The organism is Microbacterium sp. NPDC055455 (assembly GCF_053619935.1).
This window is the reverse complement of the sequence record NZ_JBSHLB010000002.1, coordinates 117816-135421: the sequence shown is the minus strand read 5'-3', so window position 1 is coordinate 135421 and position 17606 is coordinate 117816. Positions and strand designations below refer to the sequence as shown.

General features: G+C 70.0%; 17 protein-coding genes. 2 read left to right on the top strand and 15 right to left on the bottom strand.

All coding sequences use genetic code 11. The annotated features are described in order from the left end of the window. Nucleotides 1-112: 112 nt before the first annotated feature. The 5 genes from ACWGUG_RS06995 to ACWGUG_RS06975 all read right to left on the bottom strand — a co-directional run bounded on the left by ACWGUG_RS06995 (nt 113) and on the right by ACWGUG_RS06975 (nt 5310). Entirely contained in the window at nt 113-577 is a 465-nt protein-coding gene (locus tag ACWGUG_RS06995) for a cytochrome c oxidase subunit 4 (protein WP_336397810.1), read from the bottom strand. Then, entirely contained in the window at nt 578-2341 is a 1764-nt protein-coding gene (gene ctaD / locus ACWGUG_RS06990; RefSeq protein WP_336397809.1) for an aa3-type cytochrome oxidase subunit I, read from the bottom strand. It lies immediately after the preceding gene. A 2-nt stretch (nt 2342-2343) separates the two neighbouring features. After that, the gene (ctaC, locus tag ACWGUG_RS06985; protein WP_336397808.1) at nt 2344-3240 is read right to left on the bottom strand and encodes an aa3-type cytochrome oxidase subunit II; all 897 of its coding nucleotides are present in this window, start codon (nt 3238-3240) and stop codon (nt 2344-2346) included. 187 nt (nt 3241-3427) lie between these two features. After that, nucleotides 3428-3793 (bottom strand): iron-sulfur cluster insertion protein ErpA, encoded by a 366-nt coding sequence (gene erpA, locus ACWGUG_RS06980; protein ID WP_336397807.1) that lies wholly within the window; start codon nt 3791-3793, stop codon nt 3428-3430. A gap of 113 nt (nt 3794-3906) precedes the next feature. After that, a complete protein-coding gene (locus ACWGUG_RS06975) occupies nt 3907-5310 on the bottom strand; it encodes a M20/M25/M40 family metallo-hydrolase (protein ID WP_452324281.1) in 1404 nt (467 codons plus the stop codon). 46 nt (nt 5311-5356) lie between these two features. Between ACWGUG_RS06975 and ACWGUG_RS06970 the strand changes: the two genes are divergently transcribed. Continuing rightward, the gene (locus tag ACWGUG_RS06970) at nt 5357-5938 is read left to right on the top strand and encodes a DUF3043 domain-containing protein (protein ID WP_452324280.1); all 582 of its coding nucleotides are present in this window, start codon (nt 5357-5359) and stop codon (nt 5936-5938) included. A 27-nt stretch (nt 5939-5965) separates the two neighbouring features. Here ACWGUG_RS06970 and ACWGUG_RS06965 read toward each other — a convergent pair whose 3' ends face one another. The 7 genes from ACWGUG_RS06965 to ACWGUG_RS06935 all read right to left on the bottom strand — a co-directional run bounded on the left by ACWGUG_RS06965 (nt 5966) and on the right by ACWGUG_RS06935 (nt 14799). Further along, nucleotides 5966-6991, bottom strand: a complete 1026-nt coding sequence (locus tag ACWGUG_RS06965) for a quinone-dependent dihydroorotate dehydrogenase (RefSeq protein ID WP_452324279.1) — start codon at nt 6989-6991, stop codon at nt 5966-5968. Nucleotides 6992-7031: 40 nt separating this feature from the next. Further along, entirely contained in the window at nt 7032-7517 is a 486-nt protein-coding gene (gene nrdR / locus ACWGUG_RS06960; RefSeq protein WP_336397803.1) for a transcriptional regulator NrdR, read from the bottom strand. Nucleotides 7518-7529: 12 nt separating this feature from the next. Further along, entirely contained in the window at nt 7530-8867 is a 1338-nt protein-coding gene (hisD, locus tag ACWGUG_RS06955; protein WP_452324278.1) for a histidinol dehydrogenase, read from the bottom strand. 46 nt (nt 8868-8913) lie between these two features. Further along, a complete protein-coding gene (locus ACWGUG_RS06950) occupies nt 8914-10017 on the bottom strand; it encodes a hypothetical protein (RefSeq protein ID WP_452324277.1) in 1104 nt (367 codons plus the stop codon). A gap of 126 nt (nt 10018-10143) precedes the next feature. Continuing rightward, nucleotides 10144-13614, bottom strand: a complete 3471-nt coding sequence (gene dnaE / locus ACWGUG_RS06945; RefSeq protein ID WP_378881281.1) for a DNA polymerase III subunit alpha — start codon at nt 13612-13614, stop codon at nt 10144-10146. Between the two features lie 156 nt (nt 13615-13770). Continuing rightward, the gene (locus ACWGUG_RS06940) at nt 13771-14220 is read right to left on the bottom strand and encodes a DinB family protein (protein WP_452324276.1); all 450 of its coding nucleotides are present in this window, start codon (nt 14218-14220) and stop codon (nt 13771-13773) included. A 9-nt stretch (nt 14221-14229) separates the two neighbouring features. After that, complete coding sequence (locus tag ACWGUG_RS06935) at nt 14230-14799, bottom strand: GNAT family N-acetyltransferase (protein WP_378880497.1); 570 nt, start codon at nt 14797-14799, stop codon at nt 14230-14232. 48 nt (nt 14800-14847) lie between these two features. On the opposite strand from ACWGUG_RS06935, the gene ACWGUG_RS06930 reads away from it, so the two are divergent. After that, nucleotides 14848-15324 (top strand): NUDIX hydrolase, encoded by a 477-nt coding sequence (locus ACWGUG_RS06930; RefSeq protein WP_452324275.1) that lies wholly within the window; start codon nt 14848-14850, stop codon nt 15322-15324. 96 nt (nt 15325-15420) lie between these two features. On the opposite strand, the gene ACWGUG_RS06925 is transcribed toward ACWGUG_RS06930, so the two are convergent. The 3 genes from ACWGUG_RS06925 to ACWGUG_RS06915 are packed head-to-tail and all read right to left on the bottom strand — an operon-like array spanning nt 15421 to nt 17530. Then, nucleotides 15421-16341 (bottom strand): RluA family pseudouridine synthase, encoded by a 921-nt coding sequence (locus ACWGUG_RS06925; protein ID WP_336397796.1) that lies wholly within the window; start codon nt 16339-16341, stop codon nt 15421-15423. 1 nt (nt 16342) lies between these two features. Further along, nucleotides 16343-16942, bottom strand: a complete 600-nt coding sequence (gene lspA / locus ACWGUG_RS06920; RefSeq protein WP_336397795.1) for a signal peptidase II — start codon at nt 16940-16942, stop codon at nt 16343-16345. A gap of 9 nt (nt 16943-16951) precedes the next feature. Next, complete coding sequence (locus tag ACWGUG_RS06915) at nt 16952-17530, bottom strand: DivIVA domain-containing protein (RefSeq protein WP_336397794.1); 579 nt, start codon at nt 17528-17530, stop codon at nt 16952-16954. Nucleotides 17531-17606: the final 76 nt, after the last annotated feature.

Here is a 17606-nt window from a genome sequence, read left to right as displayed (position 1 = left end):
GTGGGGGCCGATGTCGGAGGATGCGGCCGCATGCAGCCGTACGCGGGGTCCCGTCGGTGACGGAACCCCGCGTACGTCGCGCGAGAAGTCGCTCAGTTCGGCTGATCCCGGATCAGCGGGCGAAGTAGCCGCGGTAGTACTCGTAGACCCAGCCGACGATCGCGACGACGAAGACCGCGATGCCGATCGGCATGAGCCAGGCGCCCACCGCGAGGCCGATCATGGCGAGAGCCGCCGAGAACGCCAGGACGATCGGCCACCACGACCACGGGCTGAACTCGCCGAGCTCGGGGTCGCCGTCGTCGATGTCCGCCGTGAGCAGGTCCTCGGGCAGCTCACCGCCCTGCGCCTTGTGCACCTTGCCCACGTAGAACGCGATGAGCGCGGCCATGAAGGCGGTGAACAGCAGGGCGATGCTGCCGACCCACTCGATCGAGAGGGTGACCGTCTCCCACATCTGCTGGCCGCCGGTGGCGTTGGTGTCCCAGTGCGACAGCAGGTTCCACGCGGTGTACACCACCGCGACGACGAGGAAGAAGGCGGACAGCAGCCACCAGAGTCCGGCGTTGGTACGCACTTACTTCACCTCTCCCTCGGCGAGGTCGACAGTCGGGGCTTCGGGAGCGTCCTTGGCCGGCCCCACGCCCACGGGGATGCCCGCCTCGGGGTGGTTCAGGTCGAACGCGGGACGCTCGCTGCGGATGCGCGGGATCGACGTGAAGTTGTGGCGCGGCGGCGGGCAGGAGGTCGCCCACTCGAGCGATGCCCCATAGCCCCACGGGTCGTTCACGGTCACCTTCGGCGCCTTGCGGGCGGTGATCCACACGTTGAACAGGAACGGGATCATCGAGGCGCCGAGGAGGATGGCACCGACCGTCGAGACCTGGTTCTGCCACGTCCAGCCGTCCGCCTCCGAGTAGTCGGCGTAGCGGCGGACCATGCCGTCCACGCCCAGCCAGTGCTGGATGAGGAAGGTCATGTGGAACCCGATGAAGAGCATCCAGAAGTGGACGTACCCCAGACGCTCGTTCAGCATCTTGCCCGTCCACTTGGGCCACCAGAAGTAGAAGCCGGCGAACATCGCGAACACGACGGTGCCGAACACGACGTAGTGGAAGTGCGCGACCACGAAGTACGAGTCGGACAGGTGGAAGTCCAGCGGCGGCGACGCCAGGATGACGCCGGTGAGACCGCCGAACACGAACGACACCAGGAAGCCGAGCGCGAACACCATCGGCGTCTCGAACGTCACCGAGCCTCGCCACATCGTGCCGATCCAGTTGAAGATCTTCACGCCCGTGGGCACCGCGATGAGCATCGTCATGAGGGCGAAGAACGGCAGCAGCACTCCACCGGTGACGTACATGTGGTGCGCCCACACGGCGACCGACAGCGCCGCGATGGCGATCGTCGCGTAGACGAGCGTCTTGTAGCCGAAGATCGGCTTGCGGCTGAAGACCGGGAAGATCTCCGACACGATGCCGAAGAACGGCAGCGCGATGATGTACACCTCGGGGTGGCCGAAGAACCAGAACAGGTGCTGCCACAGCAGCACGCCGCCGTTCTGCGGGTCGTAGATGTGGGCGCCGAGCACGCGGTCGGCGGCGGCGGCCAGGATCGCCGCGGCGAGCACGGGGAACGCCATCAGGATCAGGATGCTGGTGACCAGCGTGTTCCACGAGAAGATCGGCATCCGCCACATGGTCATGCCGGGCGCGCGCATCGTGATGATCGTCGTGATGAAGTTCACGGCACCGAGGATCGTGCCGAAGCCGCTCATGCCGAGCCCGAGCATCCAGAGGTTGCCGCCGGCGCCGGGCGAGAACGAGGCGTTCGCGAGCGGCTGATAGGCGAACCAGCCGAACGACGCGGCGCCCTGCGGGGTGAGGAAGCCGGCGACCGCGATGGTCGAGCCGAACAGGAACAGCCAGAATGCGAACGCGTTCAGGCGCGGGAAGGCGACGTCGGGGGCGCCGATCTGCAGCGGCAGGATCGCGTTGGCGAAGCCCGCGAACAGCGGCGTCGCGAACATCAGCAGCATGATCGTGCCATGCATGGTGAACAGCTGGTTGTACTGCTCCTTGGTCGGGATGATCTGCATCCCCGGCTCGAACAGCTCGGCGCGGATGATCAGCGCCATCACCCCGCCGAGGAGGAAGAACAGGACCGACGAGATGAGGTAGAGGTAGCCGATCGTCTTGTGGTCGGTGGAGGTGATCCACTTGACGATGATGTTGCCCTTGTCCTCGACGCGCGTGGCGCTGAGCAGCGCAGCCTGACGCGGCGGCAGGGTGGTCGGGCGACCCTGCGTCGGTTCCTGAAGCGGAAGCGTCGTCGCCATGATCAGTTGTCTCCCTCTTCCTCGGACGCCTCGCCCGATCCCGTGCCCGGGAGGTTCTGGAGGCGGTCGTAGGCGTCGTTGATGTCGCCGGTCTGGCCGGCGTCGCGGAGCGTCGCGAGGTACTCGTCGTACTCGGCCTCGCTCACGACCTCCACGTTGAACAGCATCATGGAGTGGTACTCGCCGCAGAGCTCGGCGCACTTGCCGGCGTAGCTGCCCTCGCGGGTGGGTGTGAAGGACCAGTAGTTGTCCTTCCCGATGTACATGTCCTTCTTGTACAGGAAGTCGATGATCCAGAAGGAGTGGATGACGTCGCGCGACTGGAGCTTGATCTTCACCGTCTGGTCGACGGGGAGGACCAGTGTCGGCAGGTCGCTGACGACGTCGCCGCGCTCGTCGGTCTCGGCCTGGACGCCCATGGTCCACACCGTGTCGTCCTCGGACTCGCCCTCGTACTGGAAGTCCCACGACCACTGCTTGCCGATCGCCGTGATCTCGACGTCCGGGTCGTCGTACTGCGTCTCGAGGATCGTCTGGTCGCGCGCGGTGAATGCGAAGAACCCGATCACGAGGATGAGCGGCACCACCGTGTAGAAGATCTCGATGGGCATGTTGTAGCGCAGCTGGACCGGAAGTCCCATCTGGCCCTTGCGACGCCGGTACGCGATCGCCGCCCAGCCCATGAGACCCCACGTGATGACGCCCACGACGAGCAGCACGATCCACGAGTTGACCCAGAGCCCGCTCACCATGTCGGTGCGGTTCGTGGCCGCCTGGCCGTCTTCGGTGAACCCGGGCAGGAAGCCGTTGAGCTCGGTCGGGGTGCATCCGGCGAGGACTGCAGCCGCCGCGATCCCGAGCGGGAGAACGGCCCAGCGGATACGGCGTTTCGAAGGCACGTTGCACCTTTCCGATCACGAACAGGACTCCTGCAAGTCTAGGGCAAGCGCCCAGGCCATTCAGGCCATTCACTCAGGCTGAATCGGCGTGCGGAGACGAAAAAGGCGGGCCCGGGCGCCATAAAAAGGCGCACCGGACCCGCCGCGAAGTGCTCGGATCCTCAGCCGACCGCCGGTCGGCGCTGACTCAGTGGAAGCTGTCGCCGCACGCGCACGAGCCGGCGGCGTTCGGGTTGTCGATCGTGAAGCCCTGCTCCGAGATCGTGTCCTTGAAGTCGATGGTGGCGCCGTCGAGGTACGGGACGCTCATGTCGTCGATGATGACCTCGACGCCGTCGAAGTCCACCGTCTTGTCGCCGTCGAGATAGCGCTCGTCGAAGTAGAGCTGGTAGATCAGGCCGCTGCATCCGCCCGGCTGGACGGCGACGCGCAGACGCAGGTCGTCGCGTCCTTCCTGCTCGAGCAGGCTCTTCACCTTTCCGGCGGCGGCATCGGTCAGCAGCACACCGTGGTCGCGGGCGGTCTGCTCGGTCGTCAGTGCGGTGTCGGTCATGGCACTCCTCCGGACGGGCCGCCGAGGCGATCGGCGGCGGGATGCCTCGATTGTACGCGCGCCCGCCGGGAGGAGGCTCCGCGACCCCGGTTTGCGGTGCGGCGGCCCGCGGCCTACCCCTCGTGCGGGGTCCGGCCGTCGAGCTTCTCCAGCAGGAGCGCCTCCGCGAGCACCGCGTTGCGGAACGTGTCCAGGTGCAGGGACTCGTTGGGGCTGTGCGCCTTCGAGTGCGGGTCCTCCACGCCGGTGACGAGGATCTGCGCACCCGGGAACTCGCGCACGAGGTCGGCGATGAACGGGATCGACCCGCCCACGCCGATGTCGACCGGCGCGACCCCGTAGCCCTCGTGGAGCGCCTCGCGTGCCGCCGCGACGGCCCAGCCGCTCGTGTCGACGAGGAAGGCGTCTCCGTAGTCCTGGTCGCTGAACTCCAGCTGCGCGCCGAACGGCGCGTGTGCGCGCAGGTGCGCCTCGATGGCGGCGTAGGCCTCGCGCGCCGGCTGCCCAGGGGCGATGCGAGCGCTGATGACCACCGAGACCTCGGGCGTGAGCGTGTTCGAGGCGTTCACGACGCTCGGCGCGTCGATGCCCGTCACCGTGATCGACGGCTTGTTCCAGATGCGGCCGAGGATCGTTCCGCGGCCGACGGGCGAGACGCCGTCGGGAAGGCCCGCCTCGTCGCGCAGGGTCTCCTCGCTGTACGGAGGGGTCTCGGCATCCCGCTCGGTCAGGCCCGCGACGGCGACCGCGCCGTCGGCGTCCCAGAGCGTCGCGAGGAGCTTCACCGTCGCCATCATGGCGTCGGGCACCGCTCCCCCGAACATCCCGGAGTGGGATGCATGCTCGAGCGTGCGCACGCGCAGCGTGAACCGGGTGTTGCCGCGCAGCGACACCGTGAGCGCCGGCGTCTTGTCGTCCCAGTTGCCGGAGTCCGCCACCACGATCACATCGGCGCGCAGGGCGGCGGCGTTGTCCGAGAGGAACTGGGCGAAGGAGCGGGATCCCGCCTCCTCCTCGCCCTCGAAGAAGAGTGCGACCCCGAGGTCGAAGTCCTCGCCCAGCGCCTCCTTGAGCGCGCGGAGCGCGGCGACGTGCGCCATGATGCCGGCCTTGTCGTCGGCGGCGCCGCGCCCGTAGAGACGGCCGCCGCGCACCGTGGGCTCGAACGGCGCCGACTCCCAGAGCGCCTCGTCGCCGACGGGCTGCACGTCGTGGTGCGCGTAGAGCAGGATCGTCGGGCGGCCGTTGCGGGCCGCGCGCGTCGCCAGCACGGCGGGGTTGCCCTGCTCCCCCGTCTCCGGGATGGTCGCGCGGCGGATCTCGACGGTCTCGAACAGCCCGGTCTCGCGAACGAGCTCGGCGACCGCCTCGGCGCTGCGCTGCACCGTTGCCGGGTCGAATCCGGGGAAGGCGATGGAGGGGATGCGCACGAGGGTGCCGAGATCGGCCAGGGCGGAGGGGATGCCGGAGGCCGCCGCGTCACGCACAGCATCCTGTCGGGAGAGCTCAGAGGTCATGCGGGTAATCTTAAGTGCACCCCTTCTCCGCACTCGAGGATGATCCGTGGCCAAGAACTCCGCCCCCGTTCCGAATGACGCTCCCAGCGAGGGAACCGTCCTGAACGGCACGCCCGCCGGCAAGGGCCGCGCCACGCCGTCCCGCGCCGAGCGGGAGGCCGCCCGCAAGCGGCCGCTCGTGCCCGACACGAAGGAGGCGAAGGCCCGCGCCCGCGCCGACCTCGCCGCCCAGCGCGAGAAGGCCCGTCTCGGCATGGCGGCCGGCGACCCCCGCTACCTCCCGGCGCGCGATCAGGGCGCCCAGCGCAAGTTCGCCCGCGACTGGGTGGACGCCGGGTGGCACCTCGGTGAGGCCGTGATGCCGGCCATGGTGCTCGTCATCCTCGCCACGTTCCTGCCCCTCGCCGCGCTGCAGTACTACGCGTTCGTCGGTCTGTGGATCTTCATCCTCTTCGTCATCGGCGACATGGTGATCACCTCGATCTCGGTCAAGCGCGCCGTGAAGAAGAAGTTCGGCGCCGACAAGATGGAGAAGGGCCTCGGCTGGTACGCCGCGATGCGCACCGTCCAGATGCGCTTCCTCCGGCTGCCCAAGCCGCAGGTCAAGCGCGGCCAGAAGCCCGCCTGAGCGAGGCGCCTCCCCGGCCCAGCGCGCTCAGCGTCGCCCGACGAGCCCGCGGTTGATCTGACGCGCCCAGAGCGGGCCGCGGTAGAGGAACGCCGTGTAGCCCTGCACGAGCGTGGCACCGGCATCCAACCGCTCCTGCACGTCGGCGGCCGTCTCGACGCCGCCGACCGAGATGACGCAGAAGTCCGCGGGAATGCTCGCACGCAGCAGCCTCAGCACCTCGAGCGAGCGCACCTTCAGCGGCGCACCCGACACTCCCCCCTCACCCGCCGCGGCGACGGTCCCGGGGTCTGTGATCAGCCCGTCGCGCGAGACCGTCGTGTTGGTGGCGATGATGCCGGCGAGGCCCGCGTCCACGGCGAGCCCGGCGATCGCGACGATCTCGTCATCGGGCAGATCGGGGGCGATCTTCACCAGCAGCGGGGTCGCGCCGGCCGCCTCGCGGACCGCCTCCAGGAGCGGACGCAGCGTCTCGGCGGCCTGCAGGCCGCGCAGGCCGGGCGTGTTCGGGGACGAGACGTTCACGACGAGGTAGTCCGCGAGCGGAGCCAGGAGCGTCGCACTGCGCACGTAGTCGGCGGTCGCGTCGGCCACCTCGACCACGCGGCTCTTGCCGATGTTGACCCCGATCACGCCACGGCGCCTGCGTGCACGCAGCTTGCGCAGGCGGTCCGCGGCCGCCTCCGCCCCGTGGTTGTTGAACCCCATGCGGTTCACGACGGCGCGGTCGGGGATGAGTCGGAAGAGCCGGGGTCGCGGGTTGCCCTCCTGCGGGATGGCCGTGACGGTGCCCACCTCCACGTGCCCGAATCCCAGCGCGAAGAGCCCCGCGGCGCCCTTCACGTCCTTGTCGAATCCGGCGGCCACGCCGAACGGCGAGTCGAACCGGAGGCCGAGCGCGGTGGTGGCCAGCTCCAGCGCCGGGCGCGTCACCGCACGGGCGGCCCATGAGAACGGCGGCACGCCGAGCACCCGGATGACCCGCATCGCGGCGTGGTGGGCGGATTCGGGATCCATGCGCGACAGCACGGTGCGGAAGAGGAGGGGATACATCCCCCCTAGATTATCGGCTCGGCACTCCGGGCCTCGGCGGTCAGTCCCCGGCGACGCCCTCGGCGCGCGCGGGAGCGCGTCCGTGGTCGACGCGGAGCTGCTCGATCGCCGACTCGAAGTCCTCCAGCGAGTCGAACGCCTGGTAGACGCTCGCGAAGCGCAGGTAGGCCACCTCGTCGAGGTCGCGCAGCGGACCCAGGATGGCCAGCCCGATCTCGTTCGCATCCAGCTGCGACGCTCCGGTCTGGCGGATGCTCTCCTCGACGGTCTGCGCGAGCACCGCGAGGTCGGCCTCGGTCACCGGGCGGCCCTGGCAGGCCTTGCGGACCCCCGACATGACCTTCTCGCGGCTGAACGGCTCGATCACGCCGGAGCGCTTGATGACGTTCAGGCTCGCCGTCTCGACGGTGGTGAACCGGCCCCCGCACTGCGGGCATTGACGACGGCGACGGATGCTGAGCCCGTCGTCGCTCGTGCGGGAGTCGATCACCCGCGAATCGGCGTGACGGCAGAAGGGGCAGTGCATGGTGCAGACAGCCTACGCCGGGTCCTCGACGACGGGCTCCTGGCCCTGCCGAGCGCCGAACCTCGCGGTGATCGCCTCGCCGTGCGCGGGGAGCGCCTCCGCCTCGGCGAGGGTGACGATCGCGTCGCGGACGGCCGCCAGCGCCCCGCGGTCGTACTCGATCACCTGCTGCGGGCGCAGGAACGTGGCGGCGGAGAGCCCCGCCGAGTAGCGCGCCTGCCCGCCGGTCGGCAGCACGTGGTTGCTCCCCGCCAGGTAGTCGCCGAGGCTCACCGGCGAGTCGGCGCCCACGAAGACGGCCCCGGCGTGCACGAAGTCCTGCGGGCGCGGGTCGGTCACGTGCAGCTCGAGGTGCTCGGGGGCGTACGCGTTGCTGAACGCGGTCGCGGCGGCGAGGTCGTCGACCAGGACGATCGCGGACTGCGGTCCACCGAGCGCGGCCGCCACACGCTCCGCGTGGCGGGTCGCCGCTGCGCGCGGCGCGATCGCGGCGACCACGTCCTGCGCGAGGCGCTCCGACGTGGTCACGAGCACGGCAGAGGCCTGCTCGTCGTGCTCGGCCTGGCTGATGAGGTCGACGGCGACAAGGTCGGCGTCGGCGCTGTCGTCCGCGACGATGAGGATCTCGGTGGCGCCGGCCTCGGCATCCGTCCCGACCAGGCCCGCCACGGCGCGCTTGGCGGCGGCGACGAAGTTGTTTCCGGGACCGGTGACGACGTCGACGGGCTCGAGGCGGAGCGCCGGCACGCCGTGCGCCAGCGCGCCGATCGCGCCGGCGCCTCCCATCGCATAGACCTCGGTGACGCCGAGGAGGCGCGCGGCCCCCAGGATCACCGGGTGCACGCGGCCCCCGAATCCGCGCTGCGGCGGCGAGGCCAGGGCGATCTCGGCGACGCCGGCGACCTGCGCGGGGACGACGTTCATGACGACGCTCGACGGGTAGACCGCCTTGCCGCCCGGCACGTAGAGGCCGACGCGGCGGACCGGCTGCCACCGCTGCGTCACCCGTGCGCCCGGGCCGAGCTCGGTCACCGAGGGCGACGGCACCTGCGCGGCGGATGCCTTCCGCACGCGCTGGATGGCCTCCTCCAGTGCCGCGCGGACGGCGGGATCGAGCGCCGCGAGCGCCTCGTCGAGGTGCTCCGCCGGCACCCGGAGGTCGTGGCCGGCCACCCCGTCGAAGCGCTCGGCCTGCTCGCGGAGAGCTGCTTCGCCGCGCGCCGCGACGTCGTCGACGATGTGCGCCGCGGTGGCGAGCGCCTCCTCGCGGGCGGCGGCGGCGCGGGGAACGGTGGCGAGGAGTTCCGCGGGAGACAGCGTGCGTCCCCGCAGGTCGATCGTCCGGAGCATCCTTCTACGGTATCGCGCGGTCGCCGCGGGATCGGTCGTCGCGCCGTCAGCCCCGCGTGACGCCGGAGACGTCGTGCAGGTAGCCGATGCGGCCGTCTTCGTGACGGACGACGAACGCGTCACCGCGGTCCTCGATCACGAGGGCCCACGCGGTCGGGCCGATGCGGAACACCGGGATGCCGATCTCGTCGACGACGTCGCGCTCCTCGGGCACGAGCGCCCAGAAGGCCTGGCTCTGCGGCGTCGTCGCGGCCGCCGGCTCGACCGTGGAGCTCGGGTTCTCGACGTGCTCGAACGACTCGCGCGTCTGCACCGGCTCGGCCACGGTGGGCGCCGTGTCCGCGGCGGCGGCGTCGTCCGCGGCGACGGCATCCGTCTCGCGGTCGACCGGGATCACCGTGGTGGTGGCCTCGGCGCTCGAGGCACCGCGGGCGGCGGCCGCATCCTCGCGATCGGGCACGTACGCCGGAGCCGGCTCGTTCGCCGCCGGAGCCGCCTCGGACGCGGAGGGCGACGCCTCGGGCGGGTACGGCGCGGCGGCCGTCGCATCGTACGGCGCGGGCTCGGGCTGCTCGGGCGCTCGCTCGGGGCGCTCGACGGGCGGACGCGGGGTGACCGGACGGACCTGCCGCGCGTTGCGGTGCGCCGGAGCCTCGGGGCGCCCCTGGAAGTCCTGGGCGAACGGGGCGATGAACGGCGCGGCGACGGTCAGCACCACACCGGCGAGCATGAGGAAGAACTCGACCCACACGACCCACGTCGCGATGAAGAAGCGCTCTTCGGCGAGGGAGACGAAGGAGTGCCACAGGATGTTCAGCCACGTCACGGCGGCGACCGAGAAGGCCACCGACGCGAACTGGTCGATGCCGAGCGAGCCGACGCGGCGGATGCCCTGCGGGGAGAGGCGGCGCAGCACGATGAGGAAGACCGCCACGGTGGGAAGGCCGATGGTCAGCACCCAGTCGATCCCGTGGGTCCACACCGACGGCCCCTCGCCGAGCTCGCCGATGATGGGGAAGAACGAGACGACGAACGCGACGAGCCAGGTGCCGACGAGTGCGACCTCCCTTATCGAGAACGGACCCACCCCGTACTGCGGCTCGTCGGCTGCCGTTCTGTCGACCTGCACGTTCTGATTCTCGTCCGTCACGATGTCTGTTCCTTCCGGCGGGCCCGCGAGGCCCGCGTCGAGCCGATTTTACTCAGCGCGCATGAGACCGCGATGAGACCACGCGATCCAATGCCACATCACGGACGCTCGAACGCGGGCGGGAGCTCAGCCCAGGCACTGCGGCCCCAGCAGGCCCTTGAGCTCGCCGTAGAGGTCCGGGGTGATCCGCACGGTGTGGGGCACCTCGAACACCTTCGCGACGCTGCCGCTGTGGAGCTTGAGCGATACCTCCGTATCGCCGCCGTGACGCTGCAGCGTCTGCAGCAGCTCGCCGATCACGTCCTCGCTCGCCCGTCTCTCGGGCATGACGAGCACGAGGGAGCCGGATTCGTCCAGCGACCCGAGGTCGGGGGTGAAGGCCGACTGCGCGTGCAGGTTCATGCCGTCGTCGCGGCGCGACACCCGTCCCCGCACGACCAGGATCGCATCGCCCTGCAGCATGTGCTGGAACTCGGTGTAGGTCTTGCCCATGAACATGACGGTGATCTCGCCGTCGAAGTCCTCGACGGTGATCATGCCGTACGGGTTGCCGCTCTGCTTGGCCACGCGATGCTGGACGCTCGTGACCAGGCCGGCGACCGTGACCTGGTCGCCGTCGCCGATGTCTTCGGAGGCGAGGAGGTCGTGGATGCTCGTGGAGGCGTGCTTCGCGAGGGGGATCTCGAGCCCGGCCAGCGGGTGGTCCGACACGTACAGGCCCAGCATCTCGCGCTCGAACGCCAGCTTGTCCTTCTTGGTCCACTCGGGACGCTCGGGGACCTTCGCCGCCTGCTGCGGCTCGTCCTCGCCCCACAGCGAGTCGAAGTCGAAGCCGACCTCGCCGTTGGCCTCGCGGCGCTTGTCGAGCACGGCCGCCTCGGTGGCGTCCTCGTGGATCTCCATGAGCGCGCGGCGGGTGGAACCGAGCGAATCGAACGCCCCCGCCTTGATGAGCGACTCCACCGTGCGCTTGTTGGCGACGGGGACGGGCACCTTGGCGAGGAAGTCGTGGAACGACGTGAACGGCGCATCGGCCCGCGCCTCGACGATCGCATCGACCACGTTGGTGCCGACGTTGCGGACGGCGCCCAGCCCGAAGCGGATGTCTTCGCCGACGGCCGCGAAGTACCGGATCGACTCCCCGACGTCGGGCGGCAGCACCTTGATGCCCATGCGACGGCATTCGTTGAGGTACACGGCCATCTTGTCCTTCGAGTCGCCCACACTCGTCAGCAGCGCGGCCATGTACTCGGCCGGATAGTGCGCCTTCAGGTACGCGGTCCAGTACGACACCAGGCCGTAGGCGGCCGAGTGCGCCTTGTTGAAGGCGTAATCGGAGAACGGGAGCAGGATGTCCCACAGCGCCTTGATCGCGGCGTCGCCGAACCCGCGCTCCTTCATGCCGCCGGAGAAGCCCTCGTACTGCTTGTCGAGCTCGGACTTCTTCTTCTTGCCCATCGCGCGGCGGAGGATGTCGGCCTGTCCGAGAGAGAAGCCCGCCACCTTCTGGGCGATCGCCATGACCTGCTCCTGATAGATGATCAGGCCGTAGCTGATGTCGAGGATCTCTCGCAGCGGCTCCTCGAGCTCGGGGTGGATGGGCGTCACCTCCTGCTGGCCGTTCTTGCGCAGGGCGTAGTTGATGTGCGAGTTCGCGCCCATGGGCCCGGGCCGGTACAGCGCGATGACGGCGGAGACGTCCTCGAAGTTGTCGGGCTTCATCAGCCGCAGCAGCGACCGCATCGGCCCGCCGTCGAGCTGGAACACCCCGAGGGTGTCACCCCGCGTGAGCAGGTCGTACGCGGCGCGATCGTCGAGGGCGAGATGCTCGAGGTCGAGCTCTTCGCCCCTGTTCATGCGGATGTTGTCGAGCGCGTCGGAGATGATCGTGAGGTTGCGCAGCCCCAGGAAGTCCATCTTGATCAGGCCCAGCGTCTCGCACGACGGATAGTCGAACTGCGTGACGATCTGGCCGTCCTGCTCGCGGCGCATGATGGGGATGATGTCCAGGAGCGGCTCGCTGGACATGATGACGCCCGCCGCGTGCACGCCCCACTGCCGCTTCAGCCCTTCCAGACCGAGCGCGCGATCGAAGACCGTCTTGGCCTCGGGGTCGGTGTCGATGAGGGCGCGGAACTCGCTGGCCTCTTTGAACCGCGGATGCTGCGGGTCGAACATGCCGCTCAGCGGCATGTCCTTGCCCATGACGGCCGGGGGCATCGCCTTGGTGAGCCGCTCCCCCATGCTGAACGGGAAGCCGAGCACGCGGCCGGCGTCCTTCAGCGCCTGCTTGGACTTGATCGTCCCGTAGGTCACGATCTGCGCAACCCGCTCGGAGCCGTACTTCTCGGTGACGTAGTCGATCACCTCGCCACGGCGACGGTCGTCGAAGTCGACGTCGAAGTCGGGCATCGAGACGCGGTCGGGGTTGAGGAAGCGCTCGAAGATCAGTCCGTGCTCGAGCGGGTCGAGGTCGGTGATGCGCATCGCGTACGCGACCATCGACCCGGCTCCGGAACCGCGGCCCGGACCCACGCGGATGCCGTTGTCCTTGGCCCAGTTGATGAAGTCGGCGACGACGAGGAAGTAGCCGGGGAACCCCATCTGGAGGATGATGCCCGTCTCGTACTCGGCCTGCTTGCGCACCCGGTCGGGGATGCCCTGGGGATACCGGTAGTGCAGCCCCGCCTCGACCTCTTTGACGAGCCAGCTGTCTTCGGTCTCGCCGTCGGGCACCGGGAAGCGGGGCATGTAGTTGGCCGACGTGTTGAACTCGACCTCGCACCGCTCGGCGATGAGCAGCGTGTTGTCGCAGGCCTCCGGGTGGTCGCGGAAGATCTGCCGCATCTCCTGCGCGGTCTTGACGTAGTAGCCGTCGCCGTCGAACTTGAAACGGTTGGGGTCGTCGAGCGTGGAGCCGGACTGCACGCAGAGGAGGGCCGCGTGCGCGTCCGCCTCGTGCTGGTGCGTGTAGTGGGAGTCGTTGGTCGCGACCAGGGGGATGTCGAGGTCCTTGGCCAGCCGGAGCAGGTCGGTCATCACGCGACGCTCGATGGACAGCCCGTGGTCCATGATCTCGGCGAAGTAGTTCTCCTTGCCGAAGATGTCCTGGAACTCCGCGGCGGCCGCGCGGGCGGCGTCGTACTGGCCGAGCCGCAGACGCGTCTGCACCTCGCCGGAGGGGCATCCCGTCGTGGCTATGAGCCCTTTGCCGTACGTCTCGAGCAGCTCCCGGTCCATGCGGGGCTTGAAGTAGTAGCCCTCCATGCTCGACAGCGAGCTCAGCCGGAAGAGGTTGTGCATGCCCTCGGTGCTCTGGCTCCACATCGTCATGTGGGTGTAGGCGCCTGAGCCCGAGACGTCGTCGCTCTTCTGCTCGGGCGTGCCCCACGCGACGCGCGACTTGTCGCTGCGGTGCGTGCCGGGCGTGACGTACGCCTCGAGCCCGATGATGGGCTTGACCCCGGCCGCCTTGGCCGCGTTGTAGAACTCGAACGCCGCGAACGTGTTGCCGTGGTCGGTCACGGCGATCGCGGGCATGCCGTAGTCGGCTGCCGCCTGCGTCATCGCGCCGATCTTGGCGGCTCCGTCGAGCATCGAGTACTCGCTGTGGACGTGCAGATGAACGAAGGAGTCGGATGCCACGCAACGAGTCTACGAACCGGCGCCGACATGGGCGGGCCGCTGTCGGCGGGTCCGCGAGCCGCCCGGCGGATACGCCTCACCCTCGAGTGGAGGGTGAGGGTCGGCGCGTCAGAACTCCTCGTCGAGGGCGTACTGCTGCTGCCACGTGTGCGGACGGTCGATGCCCAATCCGTACAGGTAGCGGATGAGCTGGCCCTGGTGCTGCGTCTCGTGCTCGAGGAGGGCGAGCACGTACCGCAGGGACTCCTCGTCGTCGGCGGCGAGGCCGGCGATCCACGGGTCGAGGTCGGCGGCAGTCTGGACGAACGCGGATCGCAGGGCCCCGGCATCCGTCGTCTGCTCCGCCGTGACGGGGCTCGTGAAGCCCTGCCACTGGCCCGCCTTCGCCGCGCGCGGGTAGCTCTCGCGCGCGCCGAGCACGCACCACAGCTGATGCCCGATCGTGTCGGACGGAAGGTCGGCCAGCCTCGAGCCGAGGCGGCTCTCGGGCACGGTGTCGAGGAAGTCGAGGTACAGGGTGTTCGAGCGCTCGAAGCGCCGGCGCAGCAGGTCGTTCACGCGTCCACGCTAGAGGTCGCGTCGCATCAGCACGCGCGGAAACCCCGAGAGCACCGACGCGGTGTCGGCCGCCTTGGCGAAGCCTGCCTTCTCGAACAGGCCGCGGGTTCCGACGTACGCCATGGTGAGGTCGACCTTCTCGCCGCCGTTGTCGACCGGGTACCCCTCGATCGCCGGGGCGCCCTGCGCACGGGCGAACTCCACCGCACCGTCGATGAGGGCGTGCATGACGCCCTTCTTGCGGTGCCCGGGGCGCACGCGGAAGCACCACAGCGACCACACGTCGAGGTCGTCGACGTGCGGGATCTTGCGGAAGGTGGCGAAGTGCGTCCGGCGGCGCGGTGCGACGGCCGCCCACCCGACCGGCTCGTCGCCGTCGTACGCGAGCACGCCGATGGGTCCTTCCTCCGCCATGAGCCGGCGCACGCGGTCTGCCCGCTCCGGGCCCTTGAGCGCGACGTTCTCCTTCGAGGGGATGCGGTAGCTCAGGCAGAAGCACACGCTCGACTGCGGGTTCTTGGGGCCCACCAGCGTCGCGACGTCTTCGAACACCGTCGCCGGCCGCACCTCGATCGCCATGCCCCCAGTCTGACCGGCGGCTCCGACATCCGCGCCTAGGGTGGGTGCGTGCCCACCCCCGACTTCGTCCTCGAGCTCCGCCGCAAGATCGGCACCGACCCGCTGCCGCTGGTGGGCGTGACGGCGGTCGTGCTCCGCGACGACCGCGTGCTCCTCGGCCGCCGCAGCGACAACGGCCATCTCACGCCGGTCACGGGCATCGTCGACCCCGGCGAGGAGCCCGCCGACGCCGCCGTCCGCGAGACCCTCGAGGAGGCCGGCGTCCGCTGCCGCGTGGAGCGCCTCGCGTGGGTGCACCAGATCCCGCGGATCACCTACAGCAACGGCGACCAGAGCGACTACCTGGATCTGACCTTCCGCTGCCGCTGGGTGTCAGGCGACCCGTTCCCGGTCGACGGCGAGATGACCGAAGTCGGCTGGTACGACCTGGGCGCCCTGCCGGCGTTCGAGCAGGACGACATGCGGCGGCGCATCGAGTCTGCGCTGACCGACGACGACGTCGCCCGGTTCGAGGGCGGCCGCTGACACGGAATCGGAGGGTTCCGCCGACACGCCGGGCCGCGGCATCCGTTCGCCGCGTGTCGCACGAAATGTCCGATTCCGTGCTCGACGGCCCCGGGCTCAGTCGCCGCGCAGCACGTCCAGCGCGTGCGCCAGGTCGGCCGGGTACTCCGACGTGTAGGTGGCCCATTCGCCGGTCGCCGGGTGGACGAACGACAGCTCGCGCGCGTGCAGCCACTGGCGCGTGAGCCCCAGCCGGGCCGAGATCGTCGGGTCCGCCCCGTACAGCGGATCGCCGACGCACGGATGCCGGTGCGCGGCCATGTGCACGCGGATCTGGTGCGTCCGCCCCGTCTCGAGGTGGATCTCCAGAAGCGACGCCCCCGGGAACGCCTCGAGCGTCTCGTAGTGCGTGATGGAGTCCTTGCCGTCGGGTGTGACCGCGAACTTCCAGGAGTGGGACGGATGCCTCCCGATCGGCGCGTCGATCGTGCCGACGAGCGGGTCGGGGTGGCCCTGCACGACCGCGTGGTAGATCTTCTCGACCTCGCGCTCCTTGAACGCCCGCTTCAGCGCGACATACGCGCGCTCGGTCTTGGCCACGACCATCAGCCCGCTGGTGCCGACGTCGAGGCGGTGCACGACCCCCCGGCGCTCGGCCGCGCCCGTCGTGGCGATGCGGAAGCCGCCCGCGGCGAGGGCGCCGAGCACCGTCGGCCCCTCCCACCCGAGCGAGGGATGGGCCGCGACGCCGGCCGGCTTGTCGACCACCACGATGTCGTCGTCGTCGTGGGCGATGCCGAGGTCGGGGACCTCGACGGGCACCACCCGCGGCTCCTCCTTCGGCGCCCACGAGACGTCCAGCCAGGCGCCGCCGCGCAGCTTGTCGGACTTCGCGAGCGTGCGGCCGTCCATCGACACCCCGCCGGCCTCGGCGACGTCGGCCGCGAAGGTCCGCGAGAAGCCGAGCATCTTGGCAAGCGCGGCGTCGACGCGGGCGCCGTCGAGGCCGTCGGGCACGGGAAGGCTGCGCGACTCCACGTCAGTCCTCGGGAGAGCCGGATGCCGCGGCATCCGCCTGCTCGTCATCGGCCGCAGCGGCCCCGCGGCGCGGCTCGCGCGTGCCGTCGAGGTGCAGGCCCACCACCACGAGGATCGCGACGCCGATCATCATCGACACGATGAAGATGTCGGCGATGTTGTAGATCGCCGGCGACATCCCCGGGAAGAACCAGAGCCACGGCGTGTTGATGAAGTCGATGACGTGCCCGACGGCGAAACCGGGCTCACGCAGCAGACGGTCGGTCAGGTTGCCGAGGACGCCGCCGAGGAGGAGTCCCAGCGCGACCGCCCAGAGGCGTGAGCGCACCCGCGTGGCCGCGAGCCAGCCGATCACGACGGCGACGGCGGCCAGGGCGATGGTGAAGATCCACGTGACCTCGGCGCCCAGCGAGAAGGCGGCGCCCGGGTTGCGCGTGAGGTAGAAGATCAGGAAGTCGCCGATGACGTGCACCGGCTCCTGGTACGGGAGGTTCTGCAGAGCGGATTGCTTCGCCAACTGGTCGGCGGCCAGCACCAGCACCGCGAGAGTCGCGATGATGGTGCCGGCCGCCGCCTGACGAAGGGGAGGTCGGCCCGTCAAGGACCGGGCCTAGAGACCGAGCGCCGAGACCGGCTGTGCGCCGGACGTCGTCGCCGTGGTCTCGAGGTCGCGCAGCTTGCCCTCGATGTAGCTGCGGAGCTGCGCACGGTAGTCGCGCTCGAAGTTGCGCAGCTCGGAGATGCGGCCCTCGAGGTTGGTGCGCTCGCGCTCGAGACGGGCGACCTCCTCGCGACCGCGGGTCTCGGCCTCCGACACGATCGAGGCGGCCTGCGCCTTGGCGTCGGCGATGAGCTGGTCGCGCTGGGCGATGCCCTCGGCGACGTGCTCGTCGTGGAGACGCTGCGCGAGCTCGATGATGCCGGCGCTCGCGGCGGGGCCGCCGGCGGTGGCGGCGGCGGCAGGAGCGGCCTCGACGGGGGCAGGGGCCGGGGCGGCGGCCGGCGCGGGAGCGGAGCCCGACTCGTACGCCGCCAGCTTGGCCTTCAGCTCCTCGTTCTCAGCCAGAGCCTTGCGCCACTCGACGACGATCTCGTCGAGGAAGTCATCGACCTCGTCCGGGTCGAAGCCCTCCTTGAAGCGGACGTGCTGGAACTGCTTGGTGACGACGTCATCGGGGGTCAATGCCATGGTGATTCCTCTTTCGAGCGCTCTGGTCGCTGGCCGATGTCGGGGCCGACCGCCGGTGGACGGCGGTGCGTATCAG